The following is a 14,045-nucleotide window of genomic DNA, read 5'->3' on the forward strand; positions in this document are numbered from 1 at the left end:
CCGTCAGGGTTTGGCAGGCGCGAGCAATTGCGTGGTGACCAGGGCGGCGAGGGCGTTTTCTTCGCTGCCGAAACGGGCGAGCAGGGCGGCCTGTTTTTCCGGGGAGAGACGATTCCAGATCTCGATCATTTTCTCGGCGGTGCCGATCAGGGCGCTGGCTTGCTCTTCGGAGAATTCATCGGTCATGGGGGAGGGCTCGGGGTTCAGGCGGTGTGGAAAGCGCATGTTAGCGCTTTCCACACGGTCTGTACGGCGGGTGTTTCAGTCTTCGCTGTCAGCCTTGCGGCTGTCAGTGGCTTCTTTCGGCTCGGGCTGTTGGGCACCGGCTTGTTGCGGGGTCGTCTGCTCAGGTTCGTGCAGGCTTGGGAAGGGGAGATTGGGAATCTCGTGCATGGTTGCGCTCCTCGCTAAGTCTGTTGGTAGATCTGGTAGATCCGCGCTTTCAAAAAAGCCTGGGCAGGATACAGCAGGAGAAATGACAAATAGACTTTTATATCTGTTTGTTTCGACGGATGGGGTTGTCTAGACAGGTTGGTATGGGCACTGAGGAAGCCAATGTGGGAGCGAGCCTGCTCGCGATGGTGTGTCAGTCACCTCGGTGTAGCAGACAAACCATCGCGAGCAGGCTCGCTCCCACAAAGGGGCAGGGGTATGGATTACTTGCAAACGTCCGCAATCGCCTCCGCCAGCAAATCCAGGCGCGTCGCGTCGATCCCTGCCACGTTCGCCCGGCCGGTGCCGACCATGTACACGCTATGGCGATCGCGCAGTTGCCTGACCTGTTCCGGGCTCAGGCCCGTGTAGGAGAACATGCCGCGTTGCACGCCAATGTGCGCGAAACGCTCGCGCAAGCCATGGGGTTCGAGGGCTTCGAGCAGGCCGCTGCGCAGTTGCGCGATGCGCAGGCGCATGGCTTCCACTTCGTCGCGCCAGAGGTTTTTCAGTTCCGCGTCGCCGAGGATCGTCGCCACCACGGCGGCGCCATGGTCCGGCGGTGTCGACCACAGGTTGCGGGCGATGTTGGCCAGTTGGCTGCGGATATCCAGCAGTTTGTCGGCATCGCTGGCGCAGACGATCAACGCCCCGGTGCGGTCGCGGTACAGGCCGAAGTTCTTCGAGCAGGAGCTGGTGATCAACACCTCCGGCAATTCGGATGCCAACAGGCGCGTCGACCAGGCGTCCTGCTCAAGGCCATCGCCGAAACCCTGGTAGGCGAAGTCGATCAGCGGCAGCAGGTTGCGCCGGCGCACCACGTCCAGCACGCGATGCCACTGATCGGGGTTCAGGTCGAAACCGGTCGGGTTGTGGCAGCACGCGTGCAGCAGCACCACATCGCCCACGGGTGCTTCGTTCAGCGCGGCCAGCATCGCTTCCACGTCGAGGCGGTTATCGCTGCCCACATAAGGGTAGTGATTCACCTTGACCCCGGCGGTGGCGAAAATGGTTTCGTGAATCGGCCAGGTCGGGTTGCTCAGCCACACGCCACGCCCCGGCAGGCATTGCGCGATGAAGTCGGCACTCAGGCGCAGTGCGCCGGTGCCGCCCGGGGTCTGGGTGGCGCCGACGCGTTGTTCGGCGATCAGCCGGGAATCGGCGCCGAGCACCAGTTCGTTGATGGCCTTGCCGAACGCCGGTTCACCATGCCCGCCGATGTAGGTCTTGGTGTTCTGGCCTTCGACCAGCCGTTGCTCGGCGAGCTTGACGCTGGCGAGGATCGGCGTCAGGCCCTGGGCGTCCTTGTAGACGCCCACGCCAAGGTCGAACTTGCGCGGGTTCGGGTCCTGCGCATAGGCCTCCATCAGGCCCAGGATCGGGTCACCGGGGACTCGACCAATGGCATCGAAATGCATTACTTGCGGCCCTCGGCGTCCTTGGCCACGTCGTCGGTGCGTGCGGCCATGATGAAGTCGTTGCGGTGCAGGCCCTTGATCGAGTGGCTCCACCAGGTCACGGTGACTTTGCCCCATTCAGTCAACAGGCCCGGGTGATGGCCCTCAGCTTCGGAGATTTCACCGACGGCATTGGTGAACGCCAGGGCGTGTTTGAAGTTCTTGAACAGGTAGACCTTTTCCAGTTGCATGACGCCGTCGCGAACTTCGATGTTCCAGTCGGGGATCTGCTTGAGCAGGACCGGCAGTTCTTCGTCGCTGACCTGAGGGGCGTCGGCGCGGCAGGCTTCGCAATGGGCTTGGTTCAATGTGGACATGATGTGTTCCTGAAATCGAATGTTTGGGAAGACGGTGTCGATTGATGGATCCACGCTAAAGCAAAGCGTCTTTCCATAACAGATACACCTGGTACGAAAAGACGCGGATCACGCGGCTTTCGGTGGAAATTTCGGTGCGTGCAGGCCCAGCTGCATGGCTTGCCTGACCATGCCCATGATGTCCTCATGGGCCAGATCGAACAGGCGCTTGAGATTGGGCAGGACAAAGTACAGGGGTTGCAGGATGTCGATGCGGTAAGGCGTGCGCATGCATTCCAGTGGATCGAACGGCTGGTGCTCGGGTTCGTCCGACAGGCAGTAAACGGTTTCCTTCGGCGAGGAGAGTATGCCGCCGCCATAGATACGCAGGCCCTGCGCGGTGTCCATCAGGCCGAACTCGATGGTCATCCAGTACAGGCGTGCGAGGTAGACGCGCTCTTCCTTCGTGGCCTGGAGGCCGAGCTTGCCGTAGGTGTGGGTGAATTCGGCGAACCAGGGGTTGGTCAGCAGCGGGCAGTGACCGAAGATCTCGTGGAAAATGTCCGGTTCTTGCAGGTAATCCAGCTCTTCTCGCGTACGAATGAACGTCGCCACGGGAAACTGCTTGCTGGCCAGCAATTCGAAAAATGTCTGGAAGGGAATCAGCGCGGGCACGCGTGCCACTTGCCAGCCGGTGGTTTCGCCCAGGACCTTGTTGATTTCGCCGAGTTGCGGAATGCGGTCGTGGGGCAGGCCGAGCTTGTCGATGCCGTCCAGGTATTCCTGGCACGCACGGCCCTCGATCACTTTCAGTTGGCGGGTGATCAGCGTATTCCACACCGCGTGTTCTTCAGCGGTGTAGTCGATAAAACCTTGCGCATCGGGCTCGCGGGCCACGTATTGCGTCTGCTTCATGCTGCTCTCCTGCACGGGGATTCGTTCTTGTTATGGGGCTGCTATGGAGTGAAGGAATAGCGCAAACAGGGTGGGGTTGCAGCGGGTAGGGGGCTGGAATAGAAGGTTGTTTTCTACGGTTTCGTAAAGTTTTCGTTACGATGGCGAGGCTTTGACGAATTTTGTGGGGTCTTCAGGGTATGAAGTGTGCAGTTGCTGGCACATAATCTTTACGGTTATCTACGTCCCTTGAGAAATACTTTGTACCTGTGGGAGCGGGCTTGCTCGCGAACGCGGTGTGTCAGAACCGAATTTACTGACTGACACACTGCATTCGCGAGCAAGCCCGCTCCCACAGTTTAAAAATGCATTCCAACAGCCAACTACCGCACCCAGGCCTCTATATGCGCATCAAAGTCCACTGCCAGAACCGCATCGGCATCCTGCGTGACATCCTCAACCTGCTCGTGGAATACGGCATCAACGTCGCTCGCGGCGAGGTGGGCGGTGAGCATGGCAACGCGATCTACCTGCATTGCCCGAACCTGATCAACCTGCAATTCCAGGCGCTGCGGCCCAAGTTCGAGTCGATCGCCGGGGTGTTCGGCGTCAAGCGGGTGGGCCTGATGCCCAGCGAGCGTCGGCACATGGAACTCAACGCTTTGCTCGGCGCGCTGGAGTTTCCGGTGCTGTCGATCGACATGGGTGGTTCGATCGTCGCGGCCAACCGGGCGGCGGCGCAGTTGCTCGGGGTGCGGGTGGATGAGGTGCCGGGCATTCCGTTGTCGCGCTACGCCGAGGATTTCGACTTGCCGGAACTGGTGCGCGCCAACAAGTCGCGGATCAACGGACTGCGGGTCAAGGTCAAGGGCGACGTGTTCCTGGCCGACATCGCGCCGTTGCAGTCCGAGCATGACGACAGTGAAGCCATGGCCGGTGCGGTGCTGACCTTGCACCGCGCCGATCTTGTCGGTGAGCGCATCTACAACGTGCGCAAGCAGGAGCTGCGCGGCTTCGACAGCATCTTCCAGAGCTCCAGGGTGATGGCCGCCGTGGTCCGCGAAGCCCGGCGCATGGCACCGCTGGATGCGCCGCTGCTGATCGAGGGCGAAACCGGCACCGGCAAGGAACTGCTGGCACGTGCCTGTCACCTGGCCAGCCCGCGCGGGCAGTCGCCGCTGATGTCGCTCAATTGCGCGGGGCTGCCGGAGTCGATGGCCGAGACCGAACTGTTCGGCTACGGCCCCGGTGCGTTCGAAGGGGCGCGCGCCGAAGGCAAGCTCGGGCTGCTGGAGTTGACGGCCGGCGGGACGCTGTTTCTCGACGGGGTGGCCGAAATGAGCCCGCGCTTGCAGGCGAAACTGCTGCGCTTTTTGCAGGAGGGCTGCTTCCGCCGTGTCGGCAGCGACGAAGAGGTCTACCTGGATGTGCGGGTGATCTGCGCGACCCAGGTCGATCTGTCGGAGATGTGTGCCCGCGGCGAGTTTCGCCAGGACCTCTATCACCGCCTGAACGTGCTGTCGTTGCACATTCCGCCCCTGCGCGAATGCCTCGACGGCTTGCCGCCGCTGGTCGAGCACTTCCTCGATCAGGCCAGCCGGCAGATCGGTTGCCCGCTGCCCAGGCTGGCCCCGGCCGCCATGGAGCGGCTCAGCCATTACCACTGGCCGGGTAATGTGCGGCAGTTGGAAAACGTGTTGTTCCAGGCGGTTTCGTTGTGCGAAGGCGGCACGGTCAAGGCTGAACACATTCGTCTGCCGGATTACGGCGTGCGTCAGCCGCTTGGCGATTTCTCGTTGGAAGGCGGCTTGGATGCGATTGTCGGGCGCTTCGAGAAAGCGGTGCTGGAGTGTCTTTACGCCGAGTACCCCAGCAGCCGCCAACTCGGCAAACGGTTGGGGGTTTCGCACACCACCATCGCCAACAAGTTGCGCGAGTACGAAGTACAAAAACTCCCTGAGCCTTAAGCCCGGCAGGCGGCACGCGCAGCTGATCGTATGGTATGGGATTTGCTAGTTCGGGGTTCGTGCCGGCATTTTCGTGTCTGGCGGCGACTTTTTGACAAGGCAACGCTGCGGTTTGCGCTGTGTACGTGAGGTTCAGGATGCAAAAGAAAATTGCTGTGGTGCAGTCGAACTATATCCCCTGGAAGGGCTATTTCGATCTGATTCGCAGCGTCGATGCATTCGTCCTGTATGACGATGTTCAGTACACGCGGCGTGACTGGCGCAACCGTAACAAGGTCAAGACCGCCCAGGGCGAGCACTGGCTGAGCATCCCGGTGAAGCAGAAAGGGCAGGTTGACCAGTTGATCAATGAAGTGCAGGTCAGTGATCCGAACTGGGCTGCCGCGCACTGGAAGACCATCGAGCGCAGCTACCGGCGCGCATCGTGTTTTGCCCAGATGGAGGCGCCGATTCGCGCACTCTACGAGCAGGCCGCCGACCTGACCCATCTGAGCGCCATCAACCATCTGTTCATTTCCGGCCTGTGCTCCCTGCTGGACATTCACACACCGCTCTACCGGTCCGAGGACCTGGGCAGTGCGCAGGGCAGGAATGAGCGCCTGATCCACCTGTGCCTGGCCCTCGGTGCCGACGAATACCTCTCGGGCCCCGCAGCCAGTCACTACCTCGACGAAGCGGCATTCGCCGCCAACGGCGTCGCGGTGTCGTACATGAGCTATGCCGGTTACCCGGAATATCCACAGCTGTACGGCGACTTCCAGCATGCGCTCAGTGTGATCGACCTGCTGTTCAATACCGGCGCGGATGCATCGGCTTTTCTGACGAAAGGGGCGGCCTGAAAGGCCTTCGACCTCTGTTTGATTGATTCTGGAGATTGCACCCGATGTCGAACCTAGCGCAGCTAGACGCTCACTCGCTCGAACAGGCACTGGCGCGTCTGCGGCTGATGTATGCCAAGCCCGAGCACCCGTACTACTTCCTGGCGCCTGCCTACCGTGAGACGTCGTCGGGTGTCGTCACGCTGCACTATCTCTGCCATATGCTCAACCTCAGTGGGCGCGAGGCTTACATCTGCGGTAACGATGTGGTCAATCCGGACCTGAAGACCCCGGTGCTGACTTCGGCGATTGCCCAGCGCCATGTGGCGGCGGGCAAGGTGCCGATTGCGGTGTATCCCGAAGTGTTCCCGGGTAACCCGCTCAACTGTTCGGTGGTGGCGCGCTTTCTCCTGAACTTCGAGGGCTTTCTCAACGGAAAGAGCATGGATGCGGCCCCCAGCGACTTGATTTTCTATTACGCCGCTCGCCTCGCCGAACACCGCGGTGACCCCGACGGTGACCTGTTGTGCGTGCCGGCCATCGACGTCGAAATGTTCTCGCCCACTGCCCCTGGCACCGTGCGCAAGGGTGCGTACCTGTACCAGAACCGCCACCCGCTGGAGAAGATCGACTACTCGCAACTGCCGGCGGATATCCAGCTGCTGAGCATGAGCAATCCGCTGACCCTGCCTGAGCTGGCCAAGCTGCTGCGTCAGGCCGAAGTGATGTACAGCTATGAGTGGTCGATGACCTGCGTGATGGCGGCAATGTGCGGCTGCCCGGTGATTTTCATGCCGGGGCATGGCATCGACCAGCAGGTGCTCGATAACAGTTTCTTCGGCAGTACCGGCTTTGCCATGTTCGATCAGCCGCAGCCATTGGACATCGCCCGGGCAACCCTGGGTGATGCCTTGCTCCGTTATGTCGAGCGTACAGCGTCTTTCTGGGACCAGTTGGACGCGTTTATCGCCAAGACCCAGGCGAGCGCCGCTCGCCAGGCGGACGGTAACCGCCTGGGCATGCTCGACTGGTTGCGCCAACGCTACCCGCTGCCGCCGCAATTGCGAATGATCAATGAGCGTCTGGCGGGCCCGGCGGCGCCGACCTTCACTGTTCTGGTCCGTGATGACGGCGATCGGTTGGCACTGGCTCGAACCCTGGACAGCCTGGATGAGCAGTTGTACGCGGGGGTGCAGGTCTGCGTGATGGGCAGTGCGGATCCGGGGCGTGCCCATGTTCAGTGGCTGGCCTGTGATCCGAAGCAGCCGGCGGCCGCGATCAATGGCTGGCTCGAAAACAATCAGAGCGACTGGTTGCTGCTGATCGACGCCGGGGAGGAGATCATCGCCCCCGGGTTGCTGGTAACGGCCCTGAATCTGCTCGACGCGCCCGACACTTGCCTGGCGGTGTACGCCGACGAGGCATTGCGCGTTGGCGGCGGGGTGGTCGACATCTCGTTGCGTCCGGACCTGAACCTGGAATTGCTGTTGGCGTTCCCGGCCAGCCTGTCCCGTCATTGGCTGTATCGTCGCGAGGCGCTGGTGCGCCTGCACGGGTTTGACAACTTCAGTGGCGCTGCCTTCGAACTGGCCTACCAGCTGCGCCTGATCGGCGAGCAGGGTGTGGCGAGCATCGGCCATGTCAGCGAGCCGCTGCTGACCGCCAACGAGGTGCGAAAATCCGATTGCGCCGAAGAGCGCGCGGTCATCGAGGCGCATCTTCAAGGGCGTGGTTACGCGCAGGCGCGTGCGATCGCGCTGAGCGACGAGCCGGGCCGCTATCGTATCGACTACGGCCAGGTACGGCAGGCCTCGGTCAGTATCCTGGTTTACCTGCAAGGGCAGTTGGCGAATTTCCAGCGTTGCCTGGAAAGCCTGCTGACGCAGACCCACTCGGTGGACTACGAAATCCTGCTGGTCGAGCCGGGCAACGAAGATCCCGCCTTGCTGGAGTGGCTGGGGCTGATCGAGCAAATGGGTGAAAACCGCATCCAGGTGTTGCGCTTCATGCCGGGCCAGCCTCGCGCAGCGATGTGCAATGCGGCGGCGCAGGAGGCCCGTGGCGAATATCTGGTCTGGCTCGATGCGCACAGCGCCGTGCTCGACGCCGATTGGCTGGCGGCCTTGCTCAATCACGCCCAGCGTCCGGAAGTCGGCGCCGTGGGCGGCAAATTGCAGGACAGCCGTGATCGCATCGTTCAGGCAGGCCTCGTGCTGGGGCTGGGCGGCACGGTCGGTCGGGCTTTTGAAGGCTTGCAGTCCCAGGCACCGGGTTACATGGGGCGCCTTGGCCTTGAGCAGCACTGCTCGGCAATGGGCGGCGAATGCCTGATGGTGCGTCGGGCGCTGTTCCTCGAGGCCGGCGGTTTCGACACCGATCCGTCGCTGGCCCCCTGGACCGCGGTCGACCTGTGCCTGAGGTTGCAGCAGGCCGGCTACCTGAACGTCTGGACACCCTACGCGCGACTGCTGCTGGACCCGGCACCCGTCACCTGCGCCAGCAGTGATCAGGAAGATGTGTTGTTCGCACGCTGGTTGCCGCAGTTGGCCCGCGACCCGTCCTACAACAGCAATTTCTCGCTGCGTGCCGGCGAGGGCTTTGTGCTGGAAAACAACGACCTGATCTGGCAAATGCCGCAAGGCAGCGTGCCGAGGGTGCTGGCCTGCGTCACCGACCAGCAGGCGCCGGGTCACTCGCGACTGGCGCAACCGCTCAAGGCCCTGCTTGAGGCGGGACAGGTCGAAGGGGCCGCCGTTTCGAGTCTGTTGTCACCCGTGGAAATCGAGCGCCTGGCGCCGACCACCGTGGTGCTGCAGCGGCCTCTGGATGATGCCGGGCTGACAGCTCTGCGGCGCCTGAGGGCGTTTTCCAAGGCGTTCATCGTCTACGACCTGGACGGTTACCTGCCGCATATGGAATTGCCGGGCAATTACTCCACCGACGAGCTGCTCGAGCGCCTGCGCATCGGCATGATGCAGGCCGATCGGGTACTGGTCGGCACGCCTGCGCTGGCCGAACTGCTGCAGGGTGAGCACGACGATATCCGCGTGGTGGAAAGCCTGCTGCCGGCCCCGTGGGGACGTATCCAGAGCCAGCGCGGTGTGGCGTCCAAGCCACGCCTGGGCTGGATGGGTGGCAAGGACTCGCAACTGCTCGCCGATGTGCTGCCAGCGCTGGCGGGCGAAGTCGAATGGGTGGTGCTCGGCGACTGCCCTGAGTCCATGCGACCGTTTCTGGCGGAGTTGCACCCGGCTGTCGGGCAACAGCAACTGGCCGTGGCCCTGGCCGCGTTGAATCTCGACCTGGCGCTGGTGCCGATGGAGGAGACCCTGAACAACGCGTGTTCCGCTGATCTGCGTGTGCTGCAACATGCCGCATGCGGGCACCCGATCATTTGCAGTCGAGTGCAGGGTTTTGTCGGGGGCGAGGTATTGCCGCTGTCACGGGTCAGCAACCAGGCGCAGGACTGGATCCGGGCGATCCGCCTGCACCTGGAAGACCGTGCCGCTTCCGCGACGCTGGGGGATGCCTTGCAGTCGACCGTGCGTGCGCAATGGCTGCTCGAGGGTGAGCGCCTGGACGCCTGGCGACGGGCCTGGTTGGCCGATTGATGCCTACTAATTCTGACTTTGGTCGCTCAGCGGAGTGCATGTGACATGAGCAACGATCTCGATACTTTCATCGCAGCCTACAGCGATAGCTTTGGCTACGCGTATGACAACAACATCATTCTCAATTGGTATCCGCGCCGCATCATGGCGCTCTGCACCCGTGAGCAGACCCTGCTGGAACTCGGTGTCGGGCATGGCTTCAGCACGAACCACTTCTCGCAGTTCTTCAGTGAGCACACGGTCATCGACGGTTCTGCGTCGGTGATCAATCAATTCAAGACCCAGTACCCGGACAGTCGGGCCGAGATCGTCGAAGGTTATTTCGAGACATTCGATACCGACAAGCGATTCGACCTTATCGTGATGGGGTTTGTCCTTGAGCATGTGGAAGACCCGCAGGTCATATTGCAAAAGTTCAAGCGCTATCTTGCGCCGGGCGGCCGTTGCTTCGTCGCGGTGCCAAATGGCGAGTCTCTGCATCGGCGGTTCGGTCACGAGGCCGGACTGCTCGACGACATGATGGCGCTGGGGCAGGGCGACCTGGAACTGGGTCATATGCGCAGCTACTCGGTGCAGACCCTGACCGCTGAACTGGAAGCTGCCGGCTACCAGGTAGTGCGCAAGGAGGGCATATTCCTCAAGCCTTTCACCACCGGGCAGCTGAAAGAGCTGAACCTGAGTGCGGACATCGTGGCGGCCATGTGCACCGTGGGTATCGACTACCCGGAGCTCAGTTGCGCAATGATGGTGGAAGCGACAGTCGCTGCATCATGAAAAGCCTGATCATCGGAAGTACTTCTGTCATCGGCAAGGCGGTCGCCCGTGAGTTGTCGCGCCATGGCCAGGTCAAACTGGCGGGGCGTCGGGATGCCGATGTGGCTTTTGACTTGAGCAGCCAGCAGCCCGGTACCTGCGACGAGCGCTTTGACGTGGTCGTGCTGGCCGCTGCCGATTTTGGCGGGAGTCTGCCCGATGATCTGGTTCGTGCCGAGTTGGTCAACAGTGTCGGGACACTGGCCGCGTGCCGCCTGGCTGAACAGTGCGGGGCGCGTCATTTCATTCTGTTGTCGTCGCGTTGGGCCGGTCATCAGGAGAAGGATCCCTATTTTGGCATCTACTCGCTGTCCAAGCGCCACGCCGAAGAAGTGGCGAGCCTTTATTGCCAGCAGCAGGGCATGGCATTGACGGTCCTGCGCATCAGTCAGGTCTACGACAGCGAGGGCCAGTGCAGGTCGCACCAGCCGCTGCTGTACACCTTCGCCGACAAGGCGCAGGCCGGGCAGACTGTCGAGCTGTATGGCAGCAATGACGCCCGTCGCAATTACCTTCACCTCGATGACCTGGCGCAGGTCTGCGCGCGACTGGCAGAGCAGCGTATTTACGGTATTTACAACTGCGGTCATAGCGACAACCCCCGTCTTTCAGAGATCGCCGAGGCTGCATTCGAGGCGTTTGGCAAGCCGGTGGATGTGCGCTTTCTCGCGGACAAAAGCGACATCCCCGATCTGCCAGCCTTCGAGTGTGGGCAGGCATTGTTCGATCGCATCGGTTTCTCCCCGCGAATAGACATTCGCCGGGGCTTCGAATTGATGAGGGCGCACCGGGAGAATCTGTCATGAAGACGGTCATGGTGACAGGCGTAGGCGCCATCATGGGCTACGGCCTGCTCAAGTCGCTGCGTGCGGCGGCCCCTTCCATTCGCCTGGTCGGCACGGACATCTACGAAGATGCGGTCGGTCGCGGCTGGAGCGATGTCTTCGAGCAGGCGCCGCTGACCTCTGCGCCGGAGTACGGCCAATGGCTGGGCGATACGCTGGCCCGATACCAGGTGGACCTGCTGATTCCGGGGATCGAACAGGATATTCACTGGCTGTCGGACAACCGGGCGTTGCTGGCCACTTTCGACTGCCAGGTCGTGCTCAACAATCAGCGCCTGATCGAGCTTTCCAGGGATAAATGGGCGATGGACCAGGCGCTGGTGGCGCTGGGCGATCCCAGTCGTATTCCCACGCTGCTGAGCGGCGATTTTCATTCGCTCAAGGCTGCGCTGGGCCTGCCGTTCCTGCTCAAGCCGCGCAGAAGCTACGCCTCCAAGGGGCTGGTCTGGGTCCGCGAAGAGCGCGACTTTACCCCCCATGCGGCACTGCTCGGTGATCACCTGATGGCACAACCGATCATTGGCAGCGCCGCCGATGAGTTCACCGTGGCGGCGTTTGGCGATGGGACGGGGAATGCCGGTCCGATGATCACCTTCCGCCGCAGCCTGGCCTCGGACGGATCCACCGCCAAGGCCTGGGTGGAGCAGCATGATTCGCTGGACCAGACGGTCATCAGGTTGTGCCAGGCGTTCAAGCCGGCAGGGCCGACCAATCTGCAATTCCGTCGCAGCAGTGACGGTGTCTGGCACCTGCTCGAAATCAATCCGCGCATCTCCTCGACCAGCTCGATCCGTCGCGCATTCGGCTACAACGAGGCCGCCATGTGCCTGGACCACTACCTCGATGGCAAGACGCTGGTCCAGCCCGTCATCCGCAGTGGTTTTGCCGTTCGTTTTATAGAGGACTTCATTGTCTATGATCGGGATCATTTCTGACGTACACGGCAACTACAGCGCCCTTCGGACCGTGCTTGCCAGGCTCGATGAGCTGGGTGTGTCGCGGATTATCTGCCTGGGCGATACGGCCGGTTATTACAGTCAGGTCAACGAGTGTTGCGAGGCCCTGCGCGAGCGCAACATCCTTTCCGTGATGGGCAATCATGACTGGTATCTGGCCAGGCATGAGCAATGTCCTCGCTCCAACAGCGCCAATGCCTGCCTGGACTATCAGCGCAGTGTCATCACCGCGCAGAACCTGGCGTGGCTGGACTCCCTTGCGGAGCGCTCGACCCAGGGTGAATTGAGCATCGTCCATGGCGGCTGGAACGATCCGCTGGATGAATACCTGCGGCCATCGAGCGAATATTTCATGCCTTTGCCTGGTCGGTTTTTCGCATCGGGCCACACCCATGTGCAGTGCTTGTGGCGTGGTGCGGACAAGGCCTATTGCAACCCCGGTTCGGTGGGTCAACCCCGGGACGGCGATGCACGAGCAGGTTTCGCGACCTGGGATGGCGAAGCATTCGAGCTGTACCGGGTTGAATACGATATCGGTGAAACCCAACAGGCGATGAAGAAGGCCGGCTTCACCCCGTACTTCTACGAAAACCTAGAAAAAGGCACTCAGATCGGTGGGCGGATCAGCACACTTTGAACGATTGTGCTGTGCGCCACTAATTACCACGCCCACCCAGGGAAGTTCGCAATGAGCAAAGACACAATATTCTTCAACCGGCCGCACATGACTGGCAGGGAGCTGGATTACATCGCCCAGGCCAAGTTCGGCAACATGCTTGCCGGTGACGGTCCATTCACCAAGCGCTGCCACGGGTGGCTGGAGTCCCGAACGGGCTGCAACAAGGCCCTGCTCACCCACTCGTGCACCGCTGCGCTGGAAATGGCCGCGCTGCTGCTGGACATCCAGCCGGGTGACGAAGTCATCCTGCCTTCCTTTACATTCGTCTCCACGGCCAATGCCTTTGTGTTGCGTGGCGCCGTGCCGGTTTTCGTCGATATCCGTCCCGATACCCTGAACCTGGACGAGCGTCTGATCGAGGCGGCCATCACGCCGCGGACCAAGGTGATCGTGCCGGTGCATTACGCGGGTGTGGCCTGCGAGATGGACGCAATCCTGGCGATTGCGCGCAAGTATGGGCTGGCGGTGGTCGAGGATGCCGCGCAAGGCGTGATGTCGACCTACAAGGGGCGCGCCCTGGGCAGTATCGGCGACCTTGGCGCCTTCAGTTTTCACGAGACCAAGAACGTCATTTCGGGAGAGGGTGGGGCATTGCTGGTCAATGACCCCGAGATGGCATTGCGGGCCGAGATCATCCGGGAAAAGGGCACCGATCGCAGCCGGTTCTTCCGGGGCGAGGTGGACAAATACACCTGGCAGGAGGTCGGTTCCTCGTTCCTGCCTGGCGAGCTGATCGCGGCTTTCCTCTGGGCGCAATTGGAAGAGGCTCAGGCCATCACCAATAGCCGGCTGGCAATCTGGGACTACTACCATACGATCCTGGCGGAATTCGAGCGAGACGGCTTGCTGCGTCGCCCAATCGTGCCGGAAAGCTGCCAGCACAACGCGCACATGTACTACGTGCTGCTTGCCCCAGGCATAGACCGTCAACGGGTGCTCGATGAGCTGAAGAAGTACGCCATCTACGCCGTGTTCCATTACGTGCCGCTGCATTCTTCGCCCGCTGGCAAGCGTTATGGTCGCGTGCAGGGCTCCATGGAAGTGACCGATGGATACTCCGAGCGCCTGTTGCGCCTGCCTCTGTGGCTTGGCTTGACCAAGGAGCAACAGAACCAGGTGGTGAGTGTTCTGCGCGATGCGCTGGCAAGGGCCTGACGGTCCTTGCCTCTTACCGGCATAACACCGCCGGTTTTTCGTCTTCGATACATTTTTCGGCCGCCCCTCGATCCCCTCAACCCCTTTGTTTAGCGGCCCTGGCGCCGCTTGAACAAAGTTGG

General features: G+C 61.6%; 13 protein-coding genes. 8 read left to right on the top strand and 5 right to left on the bottom strand.

The genetic code is table 11. From position 1 onward, the window contains the following. Positions 1-3: 3 nt before the first annotated feature. The 5 genes from ABVN20_RS21215 to phhA form a co-directional block, all read right to left on the bottom strand. Positions 4-186, bottom strand: coding sequence for a hypothetical protein (locus ABVN20_RS21215; RefSeq protein ID WP_368557738.1), 183 nt, complete (start codon positions 184-186; stop codon positions 4-6). A gap of 75 nt (positions 187-261) precedes the next feature. Further along, a complete protein-coding gene (locus tag ABVN20_RS21220; protein WP_368557644.1) occupies positions 262-393 on the bottom strand; it encodes a hypothetical protein in 132 nt (43 codons plus the stop codon). Positions 394-656: 263 nt separating this feature from the next. Then, positions 657-1,850, bottom strand: coding sequence for an amino acid aminotransferase (locus tag ABVN20_RS21225; protein ID WP_368557645.1), 1,194 nt, complete (start codon positions 1,848-1,850; stop codon positions 657-659). Next, positions 1,850-2,206: a 4a-hydroxytetrahydrobiopterin dehydratase gene (locus ABVN20_RS21230; protein WP_368557646.1), complete on the bottom strand. Its 357-nt coding sequence runs from the start codon at positions 2,204-2,206 to the stop codon at positions 1,850-1,852. Before ABVN20_RS21230 ends, ABVN20_RS21225 begins: the two co-directional genes overlap by 1 nt. Before the next feature lie 108 nt (positions 2,207-2,314). Then, the gene (phhA, locus tag ABVN20_RS21235) at positions 2,315-3,100 is read right to left on the bottom strand and encodes a phenylalanine 4-monooxygenase (RefSeq protein ID WP_368557647.1); all 786 of its coding nucleotides are present in this window, start codon (positions 3,098-3,100) and stop codon (positions 2,315-2,317) included. Between the two features lie 383 nt (positions 3,101-3,483). Between phhA and ABVN20_RS21240 the strand changes: the two genes are divergently transcribed. The 8 genes from ABVN20_RS21240 (at position 3,484) to rffA (ending at position 13,923) form a co-directional block, all read left to right on the top strand. After that, the gene (locus ABVN20_RS21240; RefSeq protein ID WP_368557648.1) at positions 3,484-5,046 is read left to right on the top strand and encodes a sigma-54-dependent transcriptional regulator; all 1,563 of its coding nucleotides are present in this window, start codon (positions 3,484-3,486) and stop codon (positions 5,044-5,046) included. Positions 5,047-5,183: 137 nt separating this feature from the next. After that, a complete protein-coding gene (locus ABVN20_RS21245; protein WP_368557649.1) occupies positions 5,184-5,885 on the top strand; it encodes a WbqC family protein in 702 nt (233 codons plus the stop codon). A 44-nt stretch (positions 5,886-5,929) separates the two neighbouring features. After that, on the top strand, positions 5,930-9,475 hold the full coding sequence (locus tag ABVN20_RS21250) for a glycosyltransferase (RefSeq protein WP_368557650.1): 3,546 nt from the start codon (positions 5,930-5,932) through the stop codon (positions 9,473-9,475). Positions 9,476-9,520: 45 nt separating this feature from the next. After that, positions 9,521-10,249, top strand: coding sequence for a class I SAM-dependent methyltransferase (locus ABVN20_RS21255; RefSeq protein WP_368557651.1), 729 nt, complete (start codon positions 9,521-9,523; stop codon positions 10,247-10,249). Continuing rightward, the gene (locus ABVN20_RS21260) at positions 10,246-11,094 is read left to right on the top strand and encodes an NAD-dependent epimerase/dehydratase family protein (protein WP_368557652.1); all 849 of its coding nucleotides are present in this window, start codon (positions 10,246-10,248) and stop codon (positions 11,092-11,094) included. Before ABVN20_RS21255 ends, ABVN20_RS21260 begins: the two co-directional genes overlap by 4 nt. Continuing rightward, the gene (locus ABVN20_RS21265) at positions 11,091-12,068 is read left to right on the top strand and encodes an ATP-grasp domain-containing protein (protein ID WP_368557653.1); all 978 of its coding nucleotides are present in this window, start codon (positions 11,091-11,093) and stop codon (positions 12,066-12,068) included. The genes ABVN20_RS21260 and ABVN20_RS21265 overlap by 4 nt, the downstream gene beginning before the upstream one ends. Further along, entirely contained in the window at positions 12,049-12,726 is a 678-nt protein-coding gene (locus ABVN20_RS21270; protein WP_368557654.1) for a metallophosphoesterase, read from the top strand. Before ABVN20_RS21265 ends, ABVN20_RS21270 begins: the two co-directional genes overlap by 20 nt. 51 nt (positions 12,727-12,777) lie before the next feature. Next, entirely contained in the window at positions 12,778-13,923 is a 1,146-nt protein-coding gene (gene rffA / locus ABVN20_RS21275) for a dTDP-4-amino-4,6-dideoxygalactose transaminase (protein ID WP_368557656.1), read from the top strand. Positions 13,924-14,045 lie beyond the last annotated feature (122 nt).

Source organism: Pseudomonas sp. MYb118 (assembly GCF_040947875.1).
In the GTDB taxonomy this organism is placed as follows: Bacteria; Pseudomonadota; Gammaproteobacteria; order Pseudomonadales; family Pseudomonadaceae; genus Aquipseudomonas.